Raw genomic sequence first — 19,728 nt, 5'->3', positions numbered from 1 at the left:
GGTAATATGGTTAAATCCAGTAATATAAGTTTGCATGTGAAAGACTTTCTGATGGAGGTAGGGGATATGACTTATTTTACTTCTAGGTTTTTTAAGGAGTTGTTTAAGACGCCTTTTGAGTTTAAAGAGCTCTTGCGGCAATGTTACAATATTGGGAATCGCTCCTTGTTGTTGGTGGTGATTACAGGCTTTATTATTGGTTTGGTTTTGACATTGCAAACACGTCCCACCTTAATGGAATTTGGCGCAGTGTCCTGGATGCCTTCTATGGTAGGAATTTCCATCGTAAGGGAAATTGGTCCCATAATTACGGCTTTGGTATGTGCAGGGAGAATTGGCTCTGGAATTGGAGCGGAGTTGGGCTCTATGCGGGTTACAGAACAGATTGATGCCATGGAAGTTTCGGGAGCTAATCCTTTTAAATATTTAGTGGTTACCCGTGTACTGGCTGCCACCTTAATGCTGCCTATTTTGGTGATTGTTGGAGATGCTGTTGCGCTATTTGGTTCTTATTTGGTGGAGAACGTTAAAGGGAATGTATCATTTATGTTGTATTTCAATCAGGTGTTTGATGCTCTGGAGTTCAGTGATATTTTTCCAGCAACCATTAAAACCTTTTTTTTTGGTTTGGCCATTGGGCTTGTTGGGTGTTATAAAGGGTATTTCTGTAATAAAGGAACTGAGGGTGTTGGGATGGCAGCCAATTCGGCGGTGGTAGTAACCTCTTTAATGTTGTTTATTATTGACTTTGTAGCTGTTTTAGTGACTGATATTTTCTATGATTTATGATGGAACAGAATCACATAGAAGTGCCTAATGTGGTCCTAGAAGTGAGAGGTCTTCACAAGAGCTTTGGTGATAACCATGTGTTGAATGGGTTTAACATGCAGCTCTTTCAAGGGGAAAATCTGGTTATTATGGGGAAGTCGGGTTCTGGGAAATCTGTGATGATAAAGTGTTTGGTGGGTTTGATGGAAGCGGATAGTGGTTTTATTTCGGTGATGCACAATGATATTACAAAGTTGGACCATGAATCATTAGATATTTTAAGACGGGAAATTGGCTTCTTGTTTCAGGGCAGTGCTCTTTACGATTCCATGACAGTGCGGGAGAATCTTAAGTTTCCTATGCGTTGGCATACCAAGAAGTTTGGAGGGGAGGAGAATCAAGAGAAGTTGGTGATAGAAGCCTTGGAAAATGTTGGTTTGGCAAAGGCTATCGATTTGATGCCTTCGGAATTATCGGGAGGAATGAAACGGCGTATTGCTTTGGCTAGAACACTGATTATGCAGCCAAAAATCATCATTTATGATGAGCCAACGAGTGGTTTGGATCCTATTACTGCTAAGGAAATTGTGATTTTGATGCAAAAGGTACAGAGTCAATATAATACATCGTCTTTAATTATTACCCATGATGTGGATTGTGCACGTGTAATTGCAGATAGAATGGTGTTATTGATAGATGGTGTTGATTATGCGTTAGGGACTTTCGAGGAGTTGTCACGTTCCAATGATCCAAAAGTTAAGGCATTTTTTAAAGAATAAGCATGAAGGCAATGGATTCAAAAAAAATACAGTTAGGGCTTTTAGTTATTGTAGGGTCTGTTTTGTTTGTCGCGGCCGTATATCTAATTGGGCAAAGACAGGAGTTGTTTAAAAATACGTTTTCCATAAGTGCCCATTTTAGAAATGTAAACGGTTTGAAAAACGGAAATAATGTACGCTATTCGGGTTTGGATATTGGTACGGTGAAAAGGGTGTATATGGTCAATGATTCCATGATAAGAGTTGATATGGCTATTGATGAAAAAATAATAGAGCACATCAGAAAGAATTCTATAGCAACCATTGGAGCTGATGGTCTAGTAGGGAATATGGTTGTAAATATAGTGCCCGGACAAGGAATGGCGCCCGTAATTGAGAACGGGGATATTATAGAGTCTTACAGTAAAATTAGTGCTGATGATATTTTGAGTACACTCAGTACAACCAATGAAAATGCAGCAATACTGACCTCGGATTTATTAAAGATAACTAATAGAATTGTGGATGGAAAGGGAACAATCGGGGTGTTGCTCAACGATACGATTATGGCCAAGGAATTAAAGCAAACCATTGGAAATCTTAAAGTGGCCAGTCAAGGGGTTTCGGTTACTATGGATAAATTGAATGGTTTGGTGGAAAGCCTCAAAACAAATGATGAATCGGTATTGGGGGTATTGCTCAATGATACCATCTCTGGCGCAAAACTGAAAACTGTGGTTCAAAATATGGAAGACTTAAGTGGTGATATGGAAAATGTTGTGAATAATATTGATGCCGTTGTTCATGATATTCGTTCAAGTCAAGGAACGCTCAATTATATTTTAAATGATACAACATTGGTTGAAGATTTAAAGGCTTCGGCGGACAATATCAAACAAGGCACTGAGAAATTTAATGAAAATATGGAAGCTTTAAAGCACAATGTATTGTTTAGGGGGTATTTTAAGAAACTTGAAAAGGAGCAGGAGAAATTGGAGGGTAAAAAAACGGAGTAAGTAAAATGTTTTAAATTGAATTTTTTAAAAGAGAGTGCTTACTTTGGTCATTTGTTGAAATAGGGAATCGTTAAAAACCAAAAAACCCGAACAAAGTTGTTCGGGTTTTTGCTGGTGGTGCCTCCAGGAATCGAACCAGGGACACAAGGATTTTCAGTCCTTTGCTCTACCAACTGAGCTAAGGCACCAGTTGCTTAATTGCGGATGCAAATATAGGGGCAATTTTGATATTCACAAAGATAATTTTAGAAAAATTTTAATTCTTTTAAGTTGGGCGCTTTTAGGGCTTAAATTCTAGGACTTTATAAATGAAATTTTTTTTGACTTTTTAAACTGTTAAAGGCTTCTTTTGTAATTTTACCAATTTTAAGGCTATGAATTTAATTGTCGACGTTGGCAACACCTTCGTGAAGTTTGCTATTTTTCAGCAGGAGGAGATCATTTTTAAGTGCAGTTTTGACCTTGCTCATTTTAAAGCCGAGTTTCATGGGCTTTTTGAAAATTATGAAAGTATCCAGAAATGCATTCTTTCTTCAGTGGGCGATTTGGACAATGGCATGCTGAAATTGATTCAGTCCAAATTGCCAGTCTTGGTTTTAGATACTGATACCAAACTTCCTTTTGTGAATGCTTACAGTACGCCTCATACTTTAGGTGTAGATCGGGTAGCTTTGGTAAGTGCAGCGGTTAAAAATTATCCCCAACAAAATGTATTGGTTATTGATGCGGGGACTTGCATAACTTATGATTTTACCGATGCAGAGCACGTTTATAAAGGAGGGGCCATTTCGCCGGGAATAAGAATGCGTTATAAGGCCCTGAACAATTTAACGGCCAACTTGCCGTTACTTGAAACAGAGATGCCAAGGCAGCTTACCGGCGATTCTACCATTAGCTCCATACACTCTGGTGTGGTTGGTGGTGTACTGAAAGAAATCGATGGGGTGGTGGAGGATTATCGTCAGGAATATAGAGATTTAACAGTTATTTTAACAGGTGGCGACTCAGATTTCTTGTCAAAACAATTAAAAAATGGCATATTTGCCAACTCTAATTTTCTTTTAGAAGGTTTAAACTTTATATTAGAATATAATTTGAACTAAATGATAAAAAAACTTGTAGTAGTTTTTATAGCTTCTTTTGCATTGCAGTTACACGCACAACAAGGTACAGTTTCTCCGTATTCTTTTTTTGGAATTGGAAGTTTAAAGTTCAAGGGAACTGTGGAAAACAGAAGTATGGGAGGCTTGAGTATTTATACAGATAGTATCCACGTTAATTTAAGAAACCCTGCAAGTTACGCCACTCCAAATCTAAGGTCATTTAGTAATGGTGAAAGCCGTCCGGTAAAGTTTGCTATTGCCGGTAGCCAACAGAGCCTGAAATTGAAAAGTGATAGTGGGAGTGACAGATCTACCGCAACCACATTTGATTACTTAGCCTTATCTTTTCCTATGGGGAAATTTGGTTTTGGTTTTGGATTGTTGCCATACACTTCGGTAGGTTACAAAATACAGTCTGAAAATGAAGATGGAGATCTAACCAACAAATATACTGGAGAGGGAGGCTTGAACAAGACATATCTTGGAGTAGGCTATGCCATTACACCTAAATTGAGTGTAGGTGTTGATTTTAGCTATAATTTTGGGAATGTTAAAAATAATGTGGAGGAGTATTTCTATGATAATGGAGATTTTATTCAATACCCAACGGTAGAAAGAAATCGTTCCAACCTTAGTGGTGCTTCTGTTAATTTTGGGGTGACCTATAAAACAATGATCAAAGAAAAGTATGAGTTGGTAACCACTCTTACATATGCTCCAGAAAGTAAATTAACCTCTAAGAATACCAGGACTTTTCTAACGGGAGACGGTACTAGCCTAGAAGCCGATTTGGAATCTCAAGGTTTGGATGAAACCAAGTTAAGCATGCCTTCAAGGCTTTCTTTTGGAGCAGGAATTGGGCAACCTAGAAGGTGGTTTGTAGGTGCTGAGTATACAACTCAAAACACAAGTACCTTCTCAAATCCGTTTTTAGACAGTAATAATACTAACTTTGTAAATGCATCTAATTTCTCATTTGGTGGATTTTTTATTCCTGAATATGATTCTTTTTCAAAATACTGGAAACGAATCACCTACAGGGCAGGAATGCATTTTGAGCATACGGGTTTAGAGATTAGCAATGAGGATATAACGGAGTTTGGCATATCTTTTGGAGCAGGGTTTCCTGTGGGAGGTGTTTTTTCTAATGCAAACCTAGGATTGGAGTTCGGAAAAAGAGGGACAACAAACCAAAATTTGATTCAAGAAAATTTCGCCAATATCCTAATAAGTTTGTCTTTAAACGACAGATGGTTCATAAAAAGAAAATATAACTAAATTTACAGTAAATAATTAAACAATGAAAACGAGAATAACTTTAGTATTAGTTGCCCTGTTTTTGAGTGTTAACATTGGTTTCGCTCAACAAGATGAGGAGTGCATGACTAACCTAACGATCTTTTCAGACTATGTAAAGAGCAAAAAATATGATGAGGCATATGAGCCGTGGATGAAGGTGCGTACTAAATGCCCTAAGTTTAATTATGCTATTTATGCTTATGGCGAGAAAATATTGAAGCATAAAATAGACAACTCTACTGGAGCTGAGCAAGTTGGTTATATCAAGGACTATATGAAGTTGTTAGATGAAGGGTTGGCTAATTACCCAAATAAGTACAAAAAAGGAGAAGTACTTAATGACAAGGGGTTAATGATGTATGATCATAAAAAAGACTTGGGTACAACTAATCAGGAAATCTACGATATGTTTGACAGAGCATATAAGGAAGATTTAGAGAATTTTAAACATCCAAAAGGATTGTACGTGTATTTTTCTACCGCTGTAGATTTGCATAATGAAGGCAAATTGCCATTGCAATCTGTTTTCGATAAGTATGATGATGTGTCCGATAAGATTGGTTCTGAAGTAGAAAACTATACCGAGAAACTAAATGTTTTAGTAGAAAAAGAAGAAGCAGGGCAAGCATTGACTTCTAAAGAGCAACGGTATAAAAAATCCTTCACGAGCTACCTTGAAAACTACGAGAAAATTGGGGGAAGTATCGATAGTAAATTAGGACAGTTGGCAAATTGTGAGAACTTGATCCCATTGTACAAGAAAGATTTCGATACCTATAAGAACGATGCGGTTTGGTTGAAGAGAGCGGTAAGTAGAATGTATAACAAGGAGTGTACAGACGATCCACTTTATATTGATTTGGTAAAAGCGTATGATGCTACAGCACCATCGGCAGATACAAAGTATTTCGTAGCAACTATTTTGTTTAAACAAAATAAAGATAGTGAGGCTGTAAACTACTTAAAGCAAGCTTTCGATTTGGAAACCGATAAGTACAAAAAAGGAAGATTGGCTGAAAGAATTGGTGGTATCTTGAAGAAAAAAGGTCGTTATAGCGAAGCTAGAAGCTACTTTAGAGAGTCTTTAAAGTTGAACCCGTCAAACGGAAGACCTCACTTGAACATTGCTGCTATGTATGCTGCTAGCGCTAACGATTGTGGAGATAATCAATTCAATAAGCGTGCAGTATTCTGGTATGCGGCTCAGGAGGCTAGAAAAGCCGGTAAAGTTGATGCTACTTTAACAAAGGTTGCTAATCAAACAGCTGCTAGTTATGAAGGGAATGCTCCAAGTAAAGGAGATATTTTTACCGAAGGTAACTCTGGGCAAACTATTAAAATTGGTTGTTGGATCAATGGTAGCGTAGTGGTGCCAAGTTTGTAAATGAAACAGAAACATTTATATAATACTATAAAACTGGTCACAGCATTTGCTGTGACCTTGTTTTTTTCGTGTCAAAACAATTTAAAGGAAGTTCAAAAAATTGGGATTTCCCAAAATAAACCAATTGGAGAGGCAGAGCACATCAATTTGAAGTATACCGAAAAATTGAGTGATACTGCCAAAATGAAAGCTAATTTAATTAGTCCTAAAATGTGGGACTATTCCAACCGAAAGTTTTCTTTTACAGAATTCCCTGAAGGCATTTATCTTACCGTATACGATGATGATTATAACAAGAATGTCATTGTCTCAGATTATGCCATTGTTTATAACGAAACAGACCTGATCGATCTTCAAGGTAATGTGGTATTGTCTACCTATTCCAAGGATACCCTGTATGCTGACCAGTTGTATTACGATCAAAAAAACGAATGGTTGTTCACTAATGGTAAGTTTACCTTGCGTTCAGGATCAGAGGTCACCAAAGGAAGTGGGCTGGATTCCGATTCCAATTTCGAAAACTTTGAAATCACCGAAATGAGCGGTGTGTTATATCTTGATGAGACGGAAGAATCCCCGTCAAACTAAATTCTACACTTAAATAATTAGCTATCTTTGTGAGGTAATTAATACCAAGATCCATGAAATTAATGAAGATTTTTCAATACGCATATATTGTGTTTGCTGTATTGTTTGCCTACGATGGCATTTCAAAATGGGAAACCAACCGAAATGGAGCCTATACCTCTTTGCTGTTGGCAGGTCTGGCAGTTTTTATGTTTTTCTTTAGAAGTCGTTTTAGGAAAAAGTTTGAAGATAGAAACAAGTAATGCCCTATGGACATTAGCGTTGTTATAATTATAGTTTCCCTATTGCTTTCGGCGTTTTTTTCCGGGATGGAAATTGCCTACGTTTCTGCCAATAAAATCCATATCGAGATTGAAAAGAAGCAGGATGATTTCTTGGCAAAAATATTGAAACGACTTACCGAGAAACCTTCCAAATATATTGCGACCATGCTTATAGGTAACAATATAGCTTTGGTTATTTATGGTTTTGTTATGGGAGATGTTCTGGTAGATTGGTTTCAGTCCATGTTGCCCACTAATTATGGCTTTCTGAATTATTTGCTTACCGATTTGAGCCTGCTGTCTCAAACGGTTATTTCTACCATTGTAATTTTGATTACAGCCGAATTCTTGCCAAAGGTATTTTTCCAGATTTATGCCAATTCCTTTTTAAAAATTTTTGCCTTCCCGGCATACTTGTTTTATTTGTTATTTTGGTTCATTTCTTCTTTTGTAATTTGGATTTCGGACAGCGTATTACGTCGGTTCTTCAAAACCGATGGAGACGAAGTGCAATTGGCTATGACCAAGGTGGAATTGGGGAATTATATTAGTGAGCAAATGGAATCTGTAGAAGAGCATGATGAGGTGGATAGTGAGATTCAAATTTTTCAGAAAGCTTTGGAATTTTCTGAAGTTAAGGCTCGCGAGGCCATGGTGCCCAGAACCGAAATGATTGCGGTTGAAGTTAATGACACGATTAAGAATATTAATGCTTTGTTTACGGCTTCTGGGCTGTCTAAAATTCTGGTCTATAAGGACTCTGTCGACGATATTCTGGGCTATGTCCATTCGTTTGAATTGTTTAAAAAGCCAAGTTCTATAAAATCCATAATTCTTCCTGTGGAATTTGTTCCCGAAACCATGTTGGTAAAGGACGTCTTAAATATTCTTACCAAAAAACGAAAGAGTATTGCCGTGGTAATTGATGAATATGGGGGGACTGCCGGCATTATGACTGTTGAAGATATTGTGGAGGAACTGTTTGGGGAAATCGAAGATGAGCATGATACTGTGGCGTTGATTGAGGAGAAGATAGATGACAAAAATTATAAATTCTCGGCGCGCTTGGAGGTAGACTACATCAATGAAGCCTATAAGCTTGATCTACCAGAAGGGGAGAATTACGAAACCTTGGGAGGTTTGATTGTAGATGAAACAGAAGAGATTCCACAGCCAAACGATCAGGTAATGATAGAAAATTACTTGTTTACCATTTTAGAAGTGTCTTCCACAAAAATTGATGTAGTTTCACTGAAGGTTCTTGAGGAAGAATAGTTTACTGTTTTTTCTTTGTATTTGTAAAGACTTGATTTTAAGTTTTCTGAAAAGGCTTTGAGAGATGCTTTTGCTAGGTTTTATAAGGGGTTTCTTCTATATTTAAAATATACAATAAAACCTAATATATCTTTTATTATTTCATATAAAACGTTATTTTCGCGGACTTATATTTTTTAACGTATACAATAAAATGGCAGTTTTAAGTAAAATTAGACAACGTTCACTCTTTTTAATTCTAATCATTGCATTAGCATTATTTTCTTTCGTATTATCTGATCTTTTCAGAAATAGCGGCGCCTTAAATGGTTCTCAAGATGTGGTAGCAACCGTAAACGGTACCGATATCAATAGAGAGGACTTCATGCAAAAGGTTGAGAATGCTCAAAGAATGCAGGGGCCAGGTGCTTCATCTACCCAAACTATGAATAGAGTGTATGAGCAAGAAGTAAGAAAAGCTGTATTACAAGCGCAGTTTGATGAGTTGGGATTGTCTGTAGAGAAAGACCAAATGAGAGAGTTGTTGAAGCAAAACTTTTCGTCTTACCCAGAATTTAGCAATGAGGCGGGAATGTTTGATGAAAACAAGCTGAACGAATTTATTGCAAACTTAAAGGCTATCCAAAATAATACTCCAAACCGTGCGCCACTTGGTAATTTCCAAATTAACTACAACGAGTGGGTAAACAATGAGGCGTCTATTGCAGAGCGTGCGAAGGAGCAAGTTTACTTCAACATGATCAAAGCTGGTGTAGCAAGTACTTTAGCTGAAGCTGAAACTGATTATATGTTGGAAAATGAGACGGTTGATTTAAAATACGTAAGTGTTCCTTATACCTCTATTGCTGATAGCTTGGTAGAAGTAACCAAAGCGGATATTTCAAAATACATCGGTGAGAATAAAGGTAAGTACGAAGTTGAAGAGAGCAGGGATATTGCTTTTGTTCAGTTTGAAGAAGTGGCCTCTGTAGAAGATGAGGAAGCTATCAAAGCTAACTTGGTTAAATTGTTGGATGATCGTGAGGAGTTCAATAAAGTAACTAAAGCCAACGAAACTGTATACGGATTTAGAAATACCAAAAACATTGAGGATTTTGTAAATGCAAATTCTGATATTAAATACAACGATAGTTTTGTGTTTAAGTCTGCTTTGCCTACTGTAGCGGCAGATAGTATTTATAACTTGCCAGTTGGAGAGTTTTATGGTCCTTACAAAGATAACGGATACTTTAAGTTAACTAAAGTTGTGGCAGAAACACAATTGCCAGACTCTGTAAAAGTAAGACACATCTTGGTGCCTTTTATTGGGGCTACTAGAGTAGATCCTTCTGTAACTGATACTGAAGAGGAAGCTGAAGTTACTGCCGATAGCATCTTGAATTTGATTAAGACAAAGCAAAGCAAGTTTGTTGATTTGTTGGAACTGTCATCAGATAAAGTAAGTAATGAAAAAGAAGGAGTTATTGAGTTTGGTTATAACCAATCTTTTGCTCCAGAATTTAAGGCCTTCTCTTTTGAGAACAATATTGGTGATATTGATGTTGTGAAAACTTCTTTTGGATACCATATCATTGAGATCTTGGATCAAAAGAACAAGTCTAGAGCAGTAAAGGTGGCAACCATTGCTCAGAAAATTGAGCCTTCAGAAGCGACTATTGACGAGGTGTTCAATTCAGCTTCACGATTTGAAGTAGCTATTCAAAAAGGAGATTTCCAAGAAGTGGCTAAAGAAAACAACTATACCGTAAAACCTGTAAGCGTAAAAGTATTGGATGAAAACATACCAGGATTGGGAAGCCAAAGAGCTATGGTTCGTTGGGCATTTGATGCAGAAACCAAAGTAGGCGATTATAAGCGTTTCTCTGTGCCAGGTGGTGGTTACGCTGTAGTGGAATTGGTAAAAGTAACTCCAGAAGGATTAATGTCTCCAGAGAATGCTTCTGCTACTGCTATTACAGAAATCAGAAACGAAAAGAAAGCGAAGTTGATTCGTGAGAAAATTTCAGCGTCAACAGTTGCCGATGTAGCTAAAAACCAAGGAGTGCCAACGCGTTCTGCTTCTGCCGTAAATATGAAAAACCCAACCTTATCTGGAGCTGGTTTGGAACCTAAGGTAATAGGTGTAGCCTTTGGATTGAAAGAAGGTGAAACTTCTAAATTGATCAATGGTAATAAAGGAGTGTATATGGTTGAAGTAACTAAAGTGACTCCAGCTTCTGGTTTGGATAATTACCAGCCAATTGCCAATAGATTGACAACATCTAGAGTAAACACTGTGCAGACTAAGGCTTACAACGCACTTAAAGATGCCGCAGATATCGAAGATAACAGAGCTAATTTCTACTAATGATTTAGCCCTTAAGCAAAAAAAAGCTCCACTAATTAGTGGAGCTTTTTTATTTATAAATGTTATGGTGGATTAAAGAATCATTTCTGAAAAAGATAAGATCGTCTTAAAACCTTTAGAGGTTAAATAAGGTCTAGGATCAATTTCAGAGGTAAGCATTACGAAATCACCCCCCCATGCGCCTAAACTCTTAACAGTACCTTTAAAATCACAAAATAAACGCTCTTTTACTGTTGTCTGTTTGGTGAGTTTGGAGATAATGCTTTCATGAGCTTCGATAAGGGATTCAAATTCAGATAGGCTGTTGCATTCTAAAAACTGTTTGGTTAGGGCACTAATCTCCGAAATAGCATGAGAATTTTCACCTCTGTTTGCTTTGTAATGGGCTATGCCTTGTCTACTGTTTTGCTTTTGGTTAAGGTGTACAAAGTACAAATGGGAGGTGAAATTAGGATGAAAGCTTACAGGTGCTACTGTCCTTTCTTTTAAATGGGTTTTTAACTGGTACAGAATGGGTGTCTCATGACTGGCACAGGCTATATCGTAACCACTACCACCAAAAGTCGCTTCCAATAGTTTGTAAGCATCTACATTTGCCCATTTTGAAATGCTGTTAAGTAATGTAGAAGAGGTGCCAAGCCCCCAATCGTTTGGGAATTCTAGTGAAGTTGTTATTTCAAATCCATTAGTAGTGTCTAGAAATTCAGGGTTTAATTTTTTAGCAGTGTTTAAAATCTGTATCAGACGCTCATTGATATTTTGATTAGTATGCTGAATAGATTTTATTTGATTGTTTTCAACTTTGAAAGTGGCCTCAAACCATAGCTTGCCTTGGTAATCGATACTTTTCCAATAAACGACTGGTTTCTCAATAGGTTTTACCTTCAGAGCTTGTCCAAATTTAGTTGGTATAGCTAAGGATAAAGCACCATCTAAAACTACATATTCCCCGGTTAGTAATAGTTTGCCGTGACTATAATGCTTAAAGGAATCCACGTTTATTGTCTTAGGTTATTCAAAGCTTCAACTACGGCGCTATGTGTCACTACATTGGTTTTAAAGTGTTCTACCAACTTAGCTTTTTCTTCATTGGTTGCTTCAAATTGATTTAAAATATTCATTAAATGCATTTTCATGTGGCCCTCTTGAATTCCTGTTGTTGTCAGCGATCGTAATGCTGCAAAGTTTTGAGCTAAACCAGCCACAGCCACAATTTGCATCAACTCTTTAGCCGATGGTTTGTGTAACATCTCCAAGGCTAATTTTACCAAAGGGTGTAGGCTTGTTAGCCCGCCAACAGTTCCTAGGGCAAGGGGGATTTCTATCCAAAATTTAAAAATGCCATTTTCAATGCTGGCGTGGGTAAGGCTGCTGTATTGTCCATTTCTTGCAGCGTAAGCATGAACACAGGCTTCAACCGCTCTAAAATCATTCCCGGTAGCCAATACCACAGCGTCGATACCGTTCATGATACCTTTGTTATGGGTTACAGCTCTAAAGGGTTCTATTTCGGCTATCTTCACAGCTTGGATGAATTTTTGAGCAAATTCGTCAGCGGGTATGGAGGGGTCTTCTTGTAAGTCCTCTATGTTGCAACTTACTTCGGCTTTTACCAAACAATCGGGAACATAATTAGAGAGGATGCTCATCACAATTTGAATGTCAAAATCTGTATTGGCTAAGACTTCGAAATTGGCAATCTCCGCAACAAAAGTCTTGGCAAATTGCTCCAAACAGGAATTGATAAAATTGGCGCCCATTGCATCCAAGGTTTCAAAAGTAGCATGCAATTGAAAATAGCCTTCCAAAGTGTCGCTTTTGTCTCGTAACTCAATGTCAAGGATACCTCCACCACGGTTTTCCATGTTTTTGGTAATAGGCTTTGTGGCTTCTAAAAGTTTTGGTTTTACCCATTCAAAATAATTTTGAAGGGTTTCCAATTCCCCATTAAAATGGAAGTGGACCTGACCTATTTTTGTAGTCGAAATAACTTTGGTTTTAAAACCACCTCGGCTTGCCCAAAACTTAGCCGCTTTACTTGCTGCTGCTACTACCGAACTTTCTTCAATGGCCATCGGGATGGTATAGGTTTTGCCATTGATGATAAAGTTAGGGGCTACTCCTAAAGGCAGATAATAGTTGGAAATAGTATTTTCTATAAACTCATCATGCAGCTGCTGTAGCTTGTCATTGGAGTTCCAATATTGTTTTAGAACTGTTTTGGCAGCTTCCTTATTTGAAAAGTAGGTCTCTACAATCCAATCAATTTTTTTGGACTTGGACAGTTTGGAAAAACCGGAAATCGTTTTACTCATCAGGTCATGTTTTAACACGCAAAGATACTATTATAAGCGATAATATTCAGGCGATGACTGGCAATACTGATTTATCTGTTAATACTGATGGCTTTTTGCTTTATTTTTAGTAAACTTGGCAATATTTTGTCAAAAATTTAGAGTTACACATCCTGCTCCCTAACGGGGATGTTGTTTCTTGCTTAAAATCAATGAATTAACTAATAGTTTGTAATTAATACTAAAATTATGTCGAGTACAACTTTAAAACCGCACCAAAAAGAACTTTTTGGACAACCGATAGGTCTTTACATATTGTTCCTTACAGAAATGTGGGAACGTTTTTCATATTACGGTATGAGAGCCATATTGGTACTATATATGACAGCTTCCGCTTTGGGAGACGATCCAAGAGGTGCTGGTTTAGGTTGGACAAGTCAAGAAGCTTTGGCGCTTTATGGATGGTACACCATGTTGGTGTATGTAATGTCCATTCCGGGTGGAATGATTGCCGATAAGTTAATCGGGCAAAAGAAAGCCGTATTGTGGGGCGCAATAATACTCTGTCTCGGGCATGGCGTTCTGGTGCTTACAGATACCTGGGCTTTTTATACAGGTCTTGGCCTCGTGATTCTTGGGGTGGGCTTATTGAAACCAAATATATCCACAATGGTTGGAGGACTTTATAAAGAAGGGGATATCCGTCGAGATAAAGGATTCAGTATTTTCTATATTGGGATTAATTTAGGGTCTTTATTGGCAACACTTATTGTTGGAATTGTCGTTAAGTTCTATGGCTGGCATGCAGGTTTTGGATTGGCTGGAATTGTGATGCTATTGGGATTATTGAATTATTTATACGGACAAAAATACTTGTCGCAGGTTGGAAATCATGAACCTAGTACTGGTTCAGCTGATGAGATTTCATATGGTGAATTGTATGGTAAATTGGGAAGTTCTCCAAAACAATTGGTAATCACCTTGGTTCTATTATTGGTTTCTTTTTACGGATGGTATGCCTTGGGGTGGGCCTATGGTTTGCTATTTATCTTCCTTACTGCCATTACAGCTTTATTAATGATGATTTATAAAGAATTGGATTCGCAGGTTTTTAAAGACCGTTTCCTGGTACTGTTGTTGTCATTTATCATGGTAATCGTGTTTTGGGGAGCCTTCGAGCAGGCAGGTGGTTTGATGAATTTATATACTGATACGAAAACAGATCGTATGTTGTTGGGAATGGAAATTCCAACAATCATGTTCCAAAGTTTGAATGCTGGTTTTATCATCATTTTTGCAACTATTGTAGCGTCTGTTTGGGCCAAACGTAAATTGAAAGGAAAAGAAGCCTCGTCATTGTTTAAAATGGCTTTGGGTATCATCATTATGGGCTTCGGATTCCTGTTCATGGTGTTTGCTGCGATGCAATTTGAAAAATCAGGAACTTCGAGCATGCTTTGGTTGGTAATGGCTTATTTGTTTCATACAATAGGGGAGTTATGTCTATCACCTGTGGCCTTGTCTTTTATTACAAAATTAACGCCGGTAAAATATGCCTCATTAATGATGGGGGTTTACTTTGCTGCCACAGGATTGGGAAGTAAAGTAGCAGGGATTGTTGGAGAGTCCGCAAGTGATTTTGGTGAATACACCGTGTTCTTGGGGATTTTAATTTTCACAATCATTGTTGGAACGTTGTTTATACTTGTTTTAAAGCCGTTGAAACGCTTGACGCACGGTGCTGAGGATAATGAAAGAATGATGCATAGCGATGAGGCTTAAGCCTTCTCGTTAGACCAAACTATACTAAGCTAAAATTACATATGAATACGGATATTGAAAATCTTTTTAAGGATAAGGTGCTAGGGCACCCAGCAGGATTGTTTGTACTTTTTTTTACCGAAATGTGGGAGCGTTTTTCTTTCTACGGGATGCGTGTACTTTTGGTAAATTTCTTGACCATGGCATTGATTGGGTACAATCCAGGTTGGGAGTGGTCTGTTGAAAATGCAGGGGCGCTTTTTGGAACTTATGCCATGTTACTTTATATCACTCCAATTGTTGGGGGAATTGTTGCCGACAAAATCACCGGTTATCGTTGGGCGGTTATTATTGGGGCATTAATTATGACGCTGGGTCATGCTTCCATGGCTTTGGAAACTGAATTTTCTCTGTATTTGGGGCTTGCCCTTTTGGTGATAGGAACTGGATTTTTCAAACCTAATATTACTTCAATTATTTCTGGGATGTATAAAGATAATCCTGAGAAAAAGGATGGGGCTTATACAATTTTCTACATGGGGGTTAACGCCGGGGCCTTTTTTGGAATGATGCTTTGTGGGTATCTGGCAGAAAAAATTGGATGGTCTTATGGATTTGGGTTGGCAGGTGTATTCATGTTGTTGGGGACACTTCAGTTTGGTTTTTCCGGAAAGTTGTTTGGAGCTATTGGAGCAAAACCTTCCAAAGAACAAAAGGCTCTTGAAGCTACAGAGCAAAAATCAGAAGACCTTGGGGAAGAAGCTAATGTTGGTAAAGAGAATCCATTTACTGTTTTAGATAAAATATTGATAGTGGTTTGTTCGGTAATCGGGCTTGGATATGCCATCAATGACCCTATGTCTAAAATTGCGGGAATAGATATGTTCTCGGCGTTTAAGATGGGGGATTTAGAAGGGCAGTATACTGCAATTTTATTTGCATTGGTATTGTTCTTAATATTGGTTATTGGTCGTATCATGCGTTATACACCTGTCGTGAGAGACCGTATGTTTGCCTTTATCATTTTTGCCTTTTTTACTGTGTTTTTCTGGTTGTCTTTTGAGCAAGGGGCCTCTTCCTTGGTTATTTTTGCTAGAGATAATGTGGATAGAATGCTAAGTGGTGGGGCTGCCACAACATTTAATATTGTCAATACTTTACTGACTGTAGTGCCATTAATGATCATTTCTTGGGTGCTGATTTTACTTTGGAAAAAAACGTTCAAGAAAATACCGGGATCCAACATTGTATTGGTTATATGTTTTGTCTTTATGTGGGGTATCGTTGGTTGGATGTTGAACAGAGATTTTAACACAACTGCATATGATGTAAACTATATGGCTATAGAGCGCCCTGTATTAGATGACAATGGCGTGCAAATGAAAGATGAAAAGGGAGAATTGCAATTTAAATATATCGCCATAGGTGAGGAAACCAAAGTAGCAGATACGGATAAGGTAGTAGAACGCACCGTTTCTATTGCTGAACCAATTGAGTTTGCTTTGGGAGATGAAATCCACATGATAAGTAAAAACAATGAAGGAACTGCTTTTGGGTACTTAGATGCAGAGCGTTTGGAAACGGTAAGGTTGCAGGCTAAATCTTTAAATAGAGACTCCTCTGTGGTAAAGGCTAAAGTAGCTCAAATTAAGGACAGTGAGGTTGAGATTACTGTTTCTTGGTTTAGTATTCTTAATTCATTTTTTATAATTGTATTTGCATCGTTCTTTTCAAAATGGTGGGAGAGTAAATACAATCCATCGGCAGCTGCAAAGTACGCTCTTGGTTTAATCATTATGGGGGTAGGATTTGGACTTCTAGCATGGGGAGCCAGTGGGGTTGAAGGTACCATGAAGGTGAGCATGATTTGGTTGATCTTGGCCTATCTGTTTCATACCTTGGGAGAACTCTGTTTGTCTCCAGTAGGATTGTCCTATGTGAGTAAATTGGTGCCGGCAAGAATGATTGCTTTAATGTTCGGAATGTGGTATTTGGCAATTGCTATTGGTAACAAATTAGCAGCTGTATTGGGTGGTCAGATTGAGAATATTACAGAAGCCTATAGCTTGTCAACATTCTTTTTGATATTTACCATTGTGCCTATGGTTGCTGGAGTATTGGTATTTGCCTTAAACCCACTTCTTAAAAAACTAATGCACGGGGTGCGATAATCGATAAAAAAGTTAAATTAACTGTAAAATGCTCCTTACGAGGAGCATTTTTTGTAAGTTAGAAGGAATTAATACAACAAAGGATTTATGAAAAAACTAGGATATATTGTGCTATTGGCAGTGTTAACTTCTGTTAGTGGTATTGCTCAGGAAATTCAATGGGTGTCTATGGAAGAGGCACTTCAGTTACAAAAAAAGAACCCGAAAAAGATTATGATGGATGTGTACACCAACTGGTGTGGTCCTTGTAAAATGTTGGATAAAAACACCTTTCATAATCCTGATGTGGTAAACTTTGTAAATGAAAATTATTATGCGGTAAAATTTAATGCGGAAGGCAACGAAACCGTAAACTATGACGGTAAAACCTTTTTTAATAATAATTACGACCCGGCATTAACCAATAGACGCAACAGTGTGCACGATTTAACCATGTATCTGAAAGTGAGCGCCTATCCAACCATTGTATTTTTTGATGAAGAAGGGAAGGTGTTAGCCCCAATTAGAGGGTATCAAAAGCCACAGCAATTGGAATTGTATTTGAAACTTTTCAACTCCGATGAGCATGTCAATATGAAATCTCAGGAAGATTTCAATGCTTATTACAATGCGTTTACGCCAGAGTTTAAAGGATAAAATATTTAGTTTGTGATTATGAAAGCTCCTTTTTCGCCTGTAGGGTGAAAAGGGAGCTTTTCTTTTTTACAGGTGCTTTCCCAAATTTTAATGTAGGATTTGTAATTGCTGCCATCGGCAATGATGTGTTTGGGATGGATGGAATCAATGAGTCTTTTTAGGTTGATCTTTGGTGAATTCCTTAAAAGCACATACTGTGGCTGTAACTTAGGTATTTTGAAAATTCCTAAACTGTCAACCACCAATAAAGTCTTGTTGTTAATCGTATATAAATTCTTAATGCGGTCTTCATCTGTGCTGGAAATGAAATTCTTTACAGTGTAATTTTTTAATAGTTTTTCTTGATAGATAGTGGTTGAGTCTAAATCGTGATGTATTACAAGTTGCTTGTTTTTATGAAACCCCAAAAGGCTATGTCTGCTTTTGTGAAAGATAACAAATGCATCTTGACCAGTGTTTTGGTTGTTTAGGATAAATGATGTTTGAATTAGAATTACCGAAGCTAAAGTCCACGATAAACGACTGAAATTAATTTTGGTACCGAGCCTAAAGGAGGAAATTGTAAAGAGATAGAAGGCAATGACCATTAAACTTGAAATAGGTATATCCTCTATGATGAAGGCTTCTTTTTCTGCGGTCCAATGTATAACTGATTGCATGTAGTGAACCATTAGGTGGAATACGTCAGTAACTACGTTTATTGGTGTTTTAAGAAGAGTTAGAATAATTGTTATAATTCCTAAACCCAGGATAAGCCCTAAAATAGGTATGACTAACAAATTGCTAATTATAAATAGGATTGGAAATTGATGGAAATAATAGATGCTCAAAGGAAGCACTCCAAATTGTGCTGCTATAGTTACCGTAAATGTGTTCCAAATTAATTTGTCAAGTTTGGTTTTTGGCGAGTAACGTTTGTAAAGAAGCGGTTGTATGGCAACAATGGATATAACGGCTACGTAACTTAATTGAAAACCCACATCAAACAATAATAATGGTTTGAAAAGTAGTATAATAAAAACAGAAATGGCCAGTGTGTTGTATATGTTTGATGTGCGTTTTAAGTTCATAGCAATGCTTATTACTGAAAACATGGTGACGGCTCTTGTAACCGAAGGAGATAAGCCTGCAATGATGGCAAAGGACCAAAGTATTAGGATTGTTAGGATTGTTTTAAAGAGCCGCCCCTTTGAAAAATGATTCAAAGGTCTGAAAAGAAAATTTAGAAGGATTAAGATGATGCCTACATGTAAGCCTGATATCGCTAATATGTGAACGGCCCCTGCCTTGGTAAACTGTTCGTAGGTTTCTTGGCTAATATGTTGTCGTTGGCCAAGCAGTAGGGCGCTTAAAATTGTTAGGTCCTCCTTTGGGAGTTTTGTGTTTTCCAATTGGTTTGAAATGTATCCTCTTATGAGAGCAGCGTATCCAACCATAGAATGAGGTTGAGAGCTGAGGGATAGTATTTCTTTTGTAGTTGTATGTATTTGGTGGTAGATATATTGTTTTTCTAAGTAGGCTTTATAATTAAATTGATTGGGATTAAGTGGTGGGGGGATTTCGTTAAGTGAAGCATTGACAAGGATAATCTCGTCAATATTTAATGGTGGACTAAGGGAGTCTGCGGCCACGTTTAATAAAGCTGTTCCAGAAACTGGAGCAGAATCAAGTGTTAAAATATCTACGACATATTTTTCATTATACTTGTTGGGTTTTAAAGATTCTCTAATTCTAAGTGTTAAAAGCGAGGACGCTGTTTGTTCATATTTTGTAAAGTTTGAGTAATGGTCTTTAAAGTTCTTTTGATTGTGTAAATGATAGGTGAGAACTCCTAAAAAGAAGGTTGTGCAAAGGGTGGCTATTCCAAAACTTACAGGAGGTTCTAGTTGATGTTTTGTAATCTGGTGAAGGGTAATGAGCAGTATTATGCCGCCAAAGGTGGCAGATGCAGCAAGCTGAAAAGGAATGTTATAAAAGTAGGAAGCTATAATGCCTAAACTAAGGCAAACTGTAAGTTTAATAATGGGAAAATTTAGTAACTTCATACTTAAAGTTACCAAATTTT

The 19,728-nt window shown here is 37.5% G+C and carries 16 protein-coding genes and 1 tRNA gene; 13 read left to right on the top strand and 4 right to left on the bottom strand.

Going from position 1 to position 19,728, the window contains the following annotated elements; all coding sequences use genetic code 11:
- Nucleotides 1–36 precede the first annotated feature (36 nt).
- The 3 genes from RBH95_RS15325 to RBH95_RS15315 are packed head-to-tail and all read left to right on the top strand — an operon-like array spanning nucleotide 37 to nucleotide 2,542.
- On the top strand, nucleotides 37–789 hold the full coding sequence (locus tag RBH95_RS15325; RefSeq protein ID WP_374047794.1) for an MlaE family ABC transporter permease: 753 nt from the start codon (nucleotides 37–39) through the stop codon (nucleotides 787–789).
- The gene (locus RBH95_RS15320; RefSeq protein WP_307900438.1) at nucleotides 786–1,547 is read left to right on the top strand and encodes an ABC transporter ATP-binding protein; all 762 of its coding nucleotides are present in this window, start codon (nucleotides 786–788) and stop codon (nucleotides 1,545–1,547) included. The genes RBH95_RS15325 and RBH95_RS15320 overlap by 4 nt, the downstream gene beginning before the upstream one ends.
- Nucleotides 1,548–1,558: 11 nt before the next feature.
- On the top strand, nucleotides 1,559–2,542 hold the full coding sequence (locus RBH95_RS15315; protein ID WP_307900437.1) for an MlaD family protein: 984 nt from the start codon (nucleotides 1,559–1,561) through the stop codon (nucleotides 2,540–2,542).
- 112 nt (nucleotides 2,543–2,654) lie between these two features.
- On the opposite strand, the gene RBH95_RS15310 is transcribed toward RBH95_RS15315, so the two are convergent.
- Nucleotides 2,655–2,730 (bottom strand) — tRNA-Phe (locus RBH95_RS15310).
- 186 nt (nucleotides 2,731–2,916) lie between these two features.
- On the opposite strand from RBH95_RS15310, the gene RBH95_RS15305 reads away from it, so the two are divergent.
- The 7 genes from RBH95_RS15305 to RBH95_RS15275 all read left to right on the top strand — a co-directional run bounded on the left by RBH95_RS15305 (nucleotide 2,917) and on the right by RBH95_RS15275 (nucleotide 10,801).
- Entirely contained in the window at nucleotides 2,917–3,645 is a 729-nt protein-coding gene (locus tag RBH95_RS15305; RefSeq protein ID WP_307900436.1) for a type III pantothenate kinase, read from the top strand.
- Nucleotides 3,646–4,923 carry a hypothetical protein gene (locus RBH95_RS15300; protein WP_307900435.1) on the top strand — a complete coding sequence of 426 codons (1,278 nt, stop codon included), beginning with the start codon at nucleotides 3,646–3,648 and terminating at the stop codon, nucleotides 4,921–4,923.
- 22 nt (nucleotides 4,924–4,945) lie between these two features.
- Complete coding sequence (locus tag RBH95_RS15295) at nucleotides 4,946–6,328, top strand: M48 family metallopeptidase (RefSeq protein WP_307900434.1); 1,383 nt, start codon at nucleotides 4,946–4,948, stop codon at nucleotides 6,326–6,328.
- The gene (lptC, locus tag RBH95_RS15290; protein WP_307900433.1) at nucleotides 6,329–6,916 is read left to right on the top strand and encodes an LPS export ABC transporter periplasmic protein LptC; all 588 of its coding nucleotides are present in this window, start codon (nucleotides 6,329–6,331) and stop codon (nucleotides 6,914–6,916) included.
- A 53-nt stretch (nucleotides 6,917–6,969) separates the two neighbouring features.
- Nucleotides 6,970–7,158 carry a hypothetical protein gene (locus tag RBH95_RS15285; protein WP_053990992.1) on the top strand — a complete coding sequence of 63 codons (189 nt, stop codon included), beginning with the start codon at nucleotides 6,970–6,972 and terminating at the stop codon, nucleotides 7,156–7,158.
- A 6-nt stretch (nucleotides 7,159–7,164) separates the two neighbouring features.
- Nucleotides 7,165–8,454, top strand: coding sequence for a hemolysin family protein (locus RBH95_RS15280; RefSeq protein ID WP_307900432.1), 1,290 nt, complete (start codon nucleotides 7,165–7,167; stop codon nucleotides 8,452–8,454).
- A gap of 193 nt (nucleotides 8,455–8,647) precedes the next feature.
- Nucleotides 8,648–10,801: a SurA N-terminal domain-containing protein gene (locus RBH95_RS15275; RefSeq protein ID WP_307900431.1), complete on the top strand. Its 2,154-nt coding sequence runs from the start codon at nucleotides 8,648–8,650 to the stop codon at nucleotides 10,799–10,801.
- 72 nt (nucleotides 10,802–10,873) lie between these two features.
- Here the strand turns inward: RBH95_RS15275 and RBH95_RS15270 are convergent, their stop codons facing one another.
- On the bottom strand, nucleotides 10,874–11,797 hold the full coding sequence (locus RBH95_RS15270; RefSeq protein WP_307900430.1) for a GYDIA family GHMP kinase: 924 nt from the start codon (nucleotides 11,795–11,797) through the stop codon (nucleotides 10,874–10,876).
- Between the two features lie 2 nt (nucleotides 11,798–11,799).
- Nucleotides 11,800–13,116 carry a hydroxymethylglutaryl-CoA reductase, degradative gene (locus RBH95_RS15265; protein WP_307900429.1) on the bottom strand — a complete coding sequence of 439 codons (1,317 nt, stop codon included), beginning with the start codon at nucleotides 13,114–13,116 and terminating at the stop codon, nucleotides 11,800–11,802.
- Nucleotides 13,117–13,344: 228 nt separating this feature from the next.
- Here RBH95_RS15265 and RBH95_RS15260 point away from each other — a divergent pair, with 228 nt between their 5' ends.
- The 3 genes from RBH95_RS15260 (at nucleotide 13,345) to RBH95_RS15250 (ending at nucleotide 17,663) form a co-directional block, all read left to right on the top strand.
- Complete coding sequence (locus tag RBH95_RS15260; RefSeq protein WP_307900428.1) at nucleotides 13,345–14,877, top strand: peptide MFS transporter; 1,533 nt, start codon at nucleotides 13,345–13,347, stop codon at nucleotides 14,875–14,877.
- Nucleotides 14,878–14,918: 41 nt separating this feature from the next.
- Nucleotides 14,919–17,027, top strand: coding sequence for a peptide MFS transporter (locus tag RBH95_RS15255; RefSeq protein ID WP_307900427.1), 2,109 nt, complete (start codon nucleotides 14,919–14,921; stop codon nucleotides 17,025–17,027).
- A gap of 87 nt (nucleotides 17,028–17,114) precedes the next feature.
- Nucleotides 17,115–17,663, top strand: coding sequence for a thioredoxin fold domain-containing protein (locus tag RBH95_RS15250; protein WP_307900426.1), 549 nt, complete (start codon nucleotides 17,115–17,117; stop codon nucleotides 17,661–17,663).
- Between the two features lie 5 nt (nucleotides 17,664–17,668).
- Here RBH95_RS15250 and RBH95_RS15245 read toward each other — a convergent pair whose 3' ends face one another.
- On the bottom strand, nucleotides 17,669–19,708 hold the full coding sequence (locus RBH95_RS15245) for a ComEC/Rec2 family competence protein (protein ID WP_307900425.1): 2,040 nt from the start codon (nucleotides 19,706–19,708) through the stop codon (nucleotides 17,669–17,671).
- Between the last annotated feature and the right edge of the window lie 20 nt (nucleotides 19,709–19,728).

Origin of the sequence: Mangrovimonas sp. YM274, from assembly GCF_030908385.1 — a bacterium.
In the GTDB taxonomy this organism is placed as follows: domain Bacteria; phylum Bacteroidota; class Bacteroidia; order Flavobacteriales; family Flavobacteriaceae; genus Mangrovimonas_A.
The sequence above is the reverse complement of the archived record's forward strand: the minus strand, read 5'-3'. Positions and strand labels throughout refer to the sequence as shown.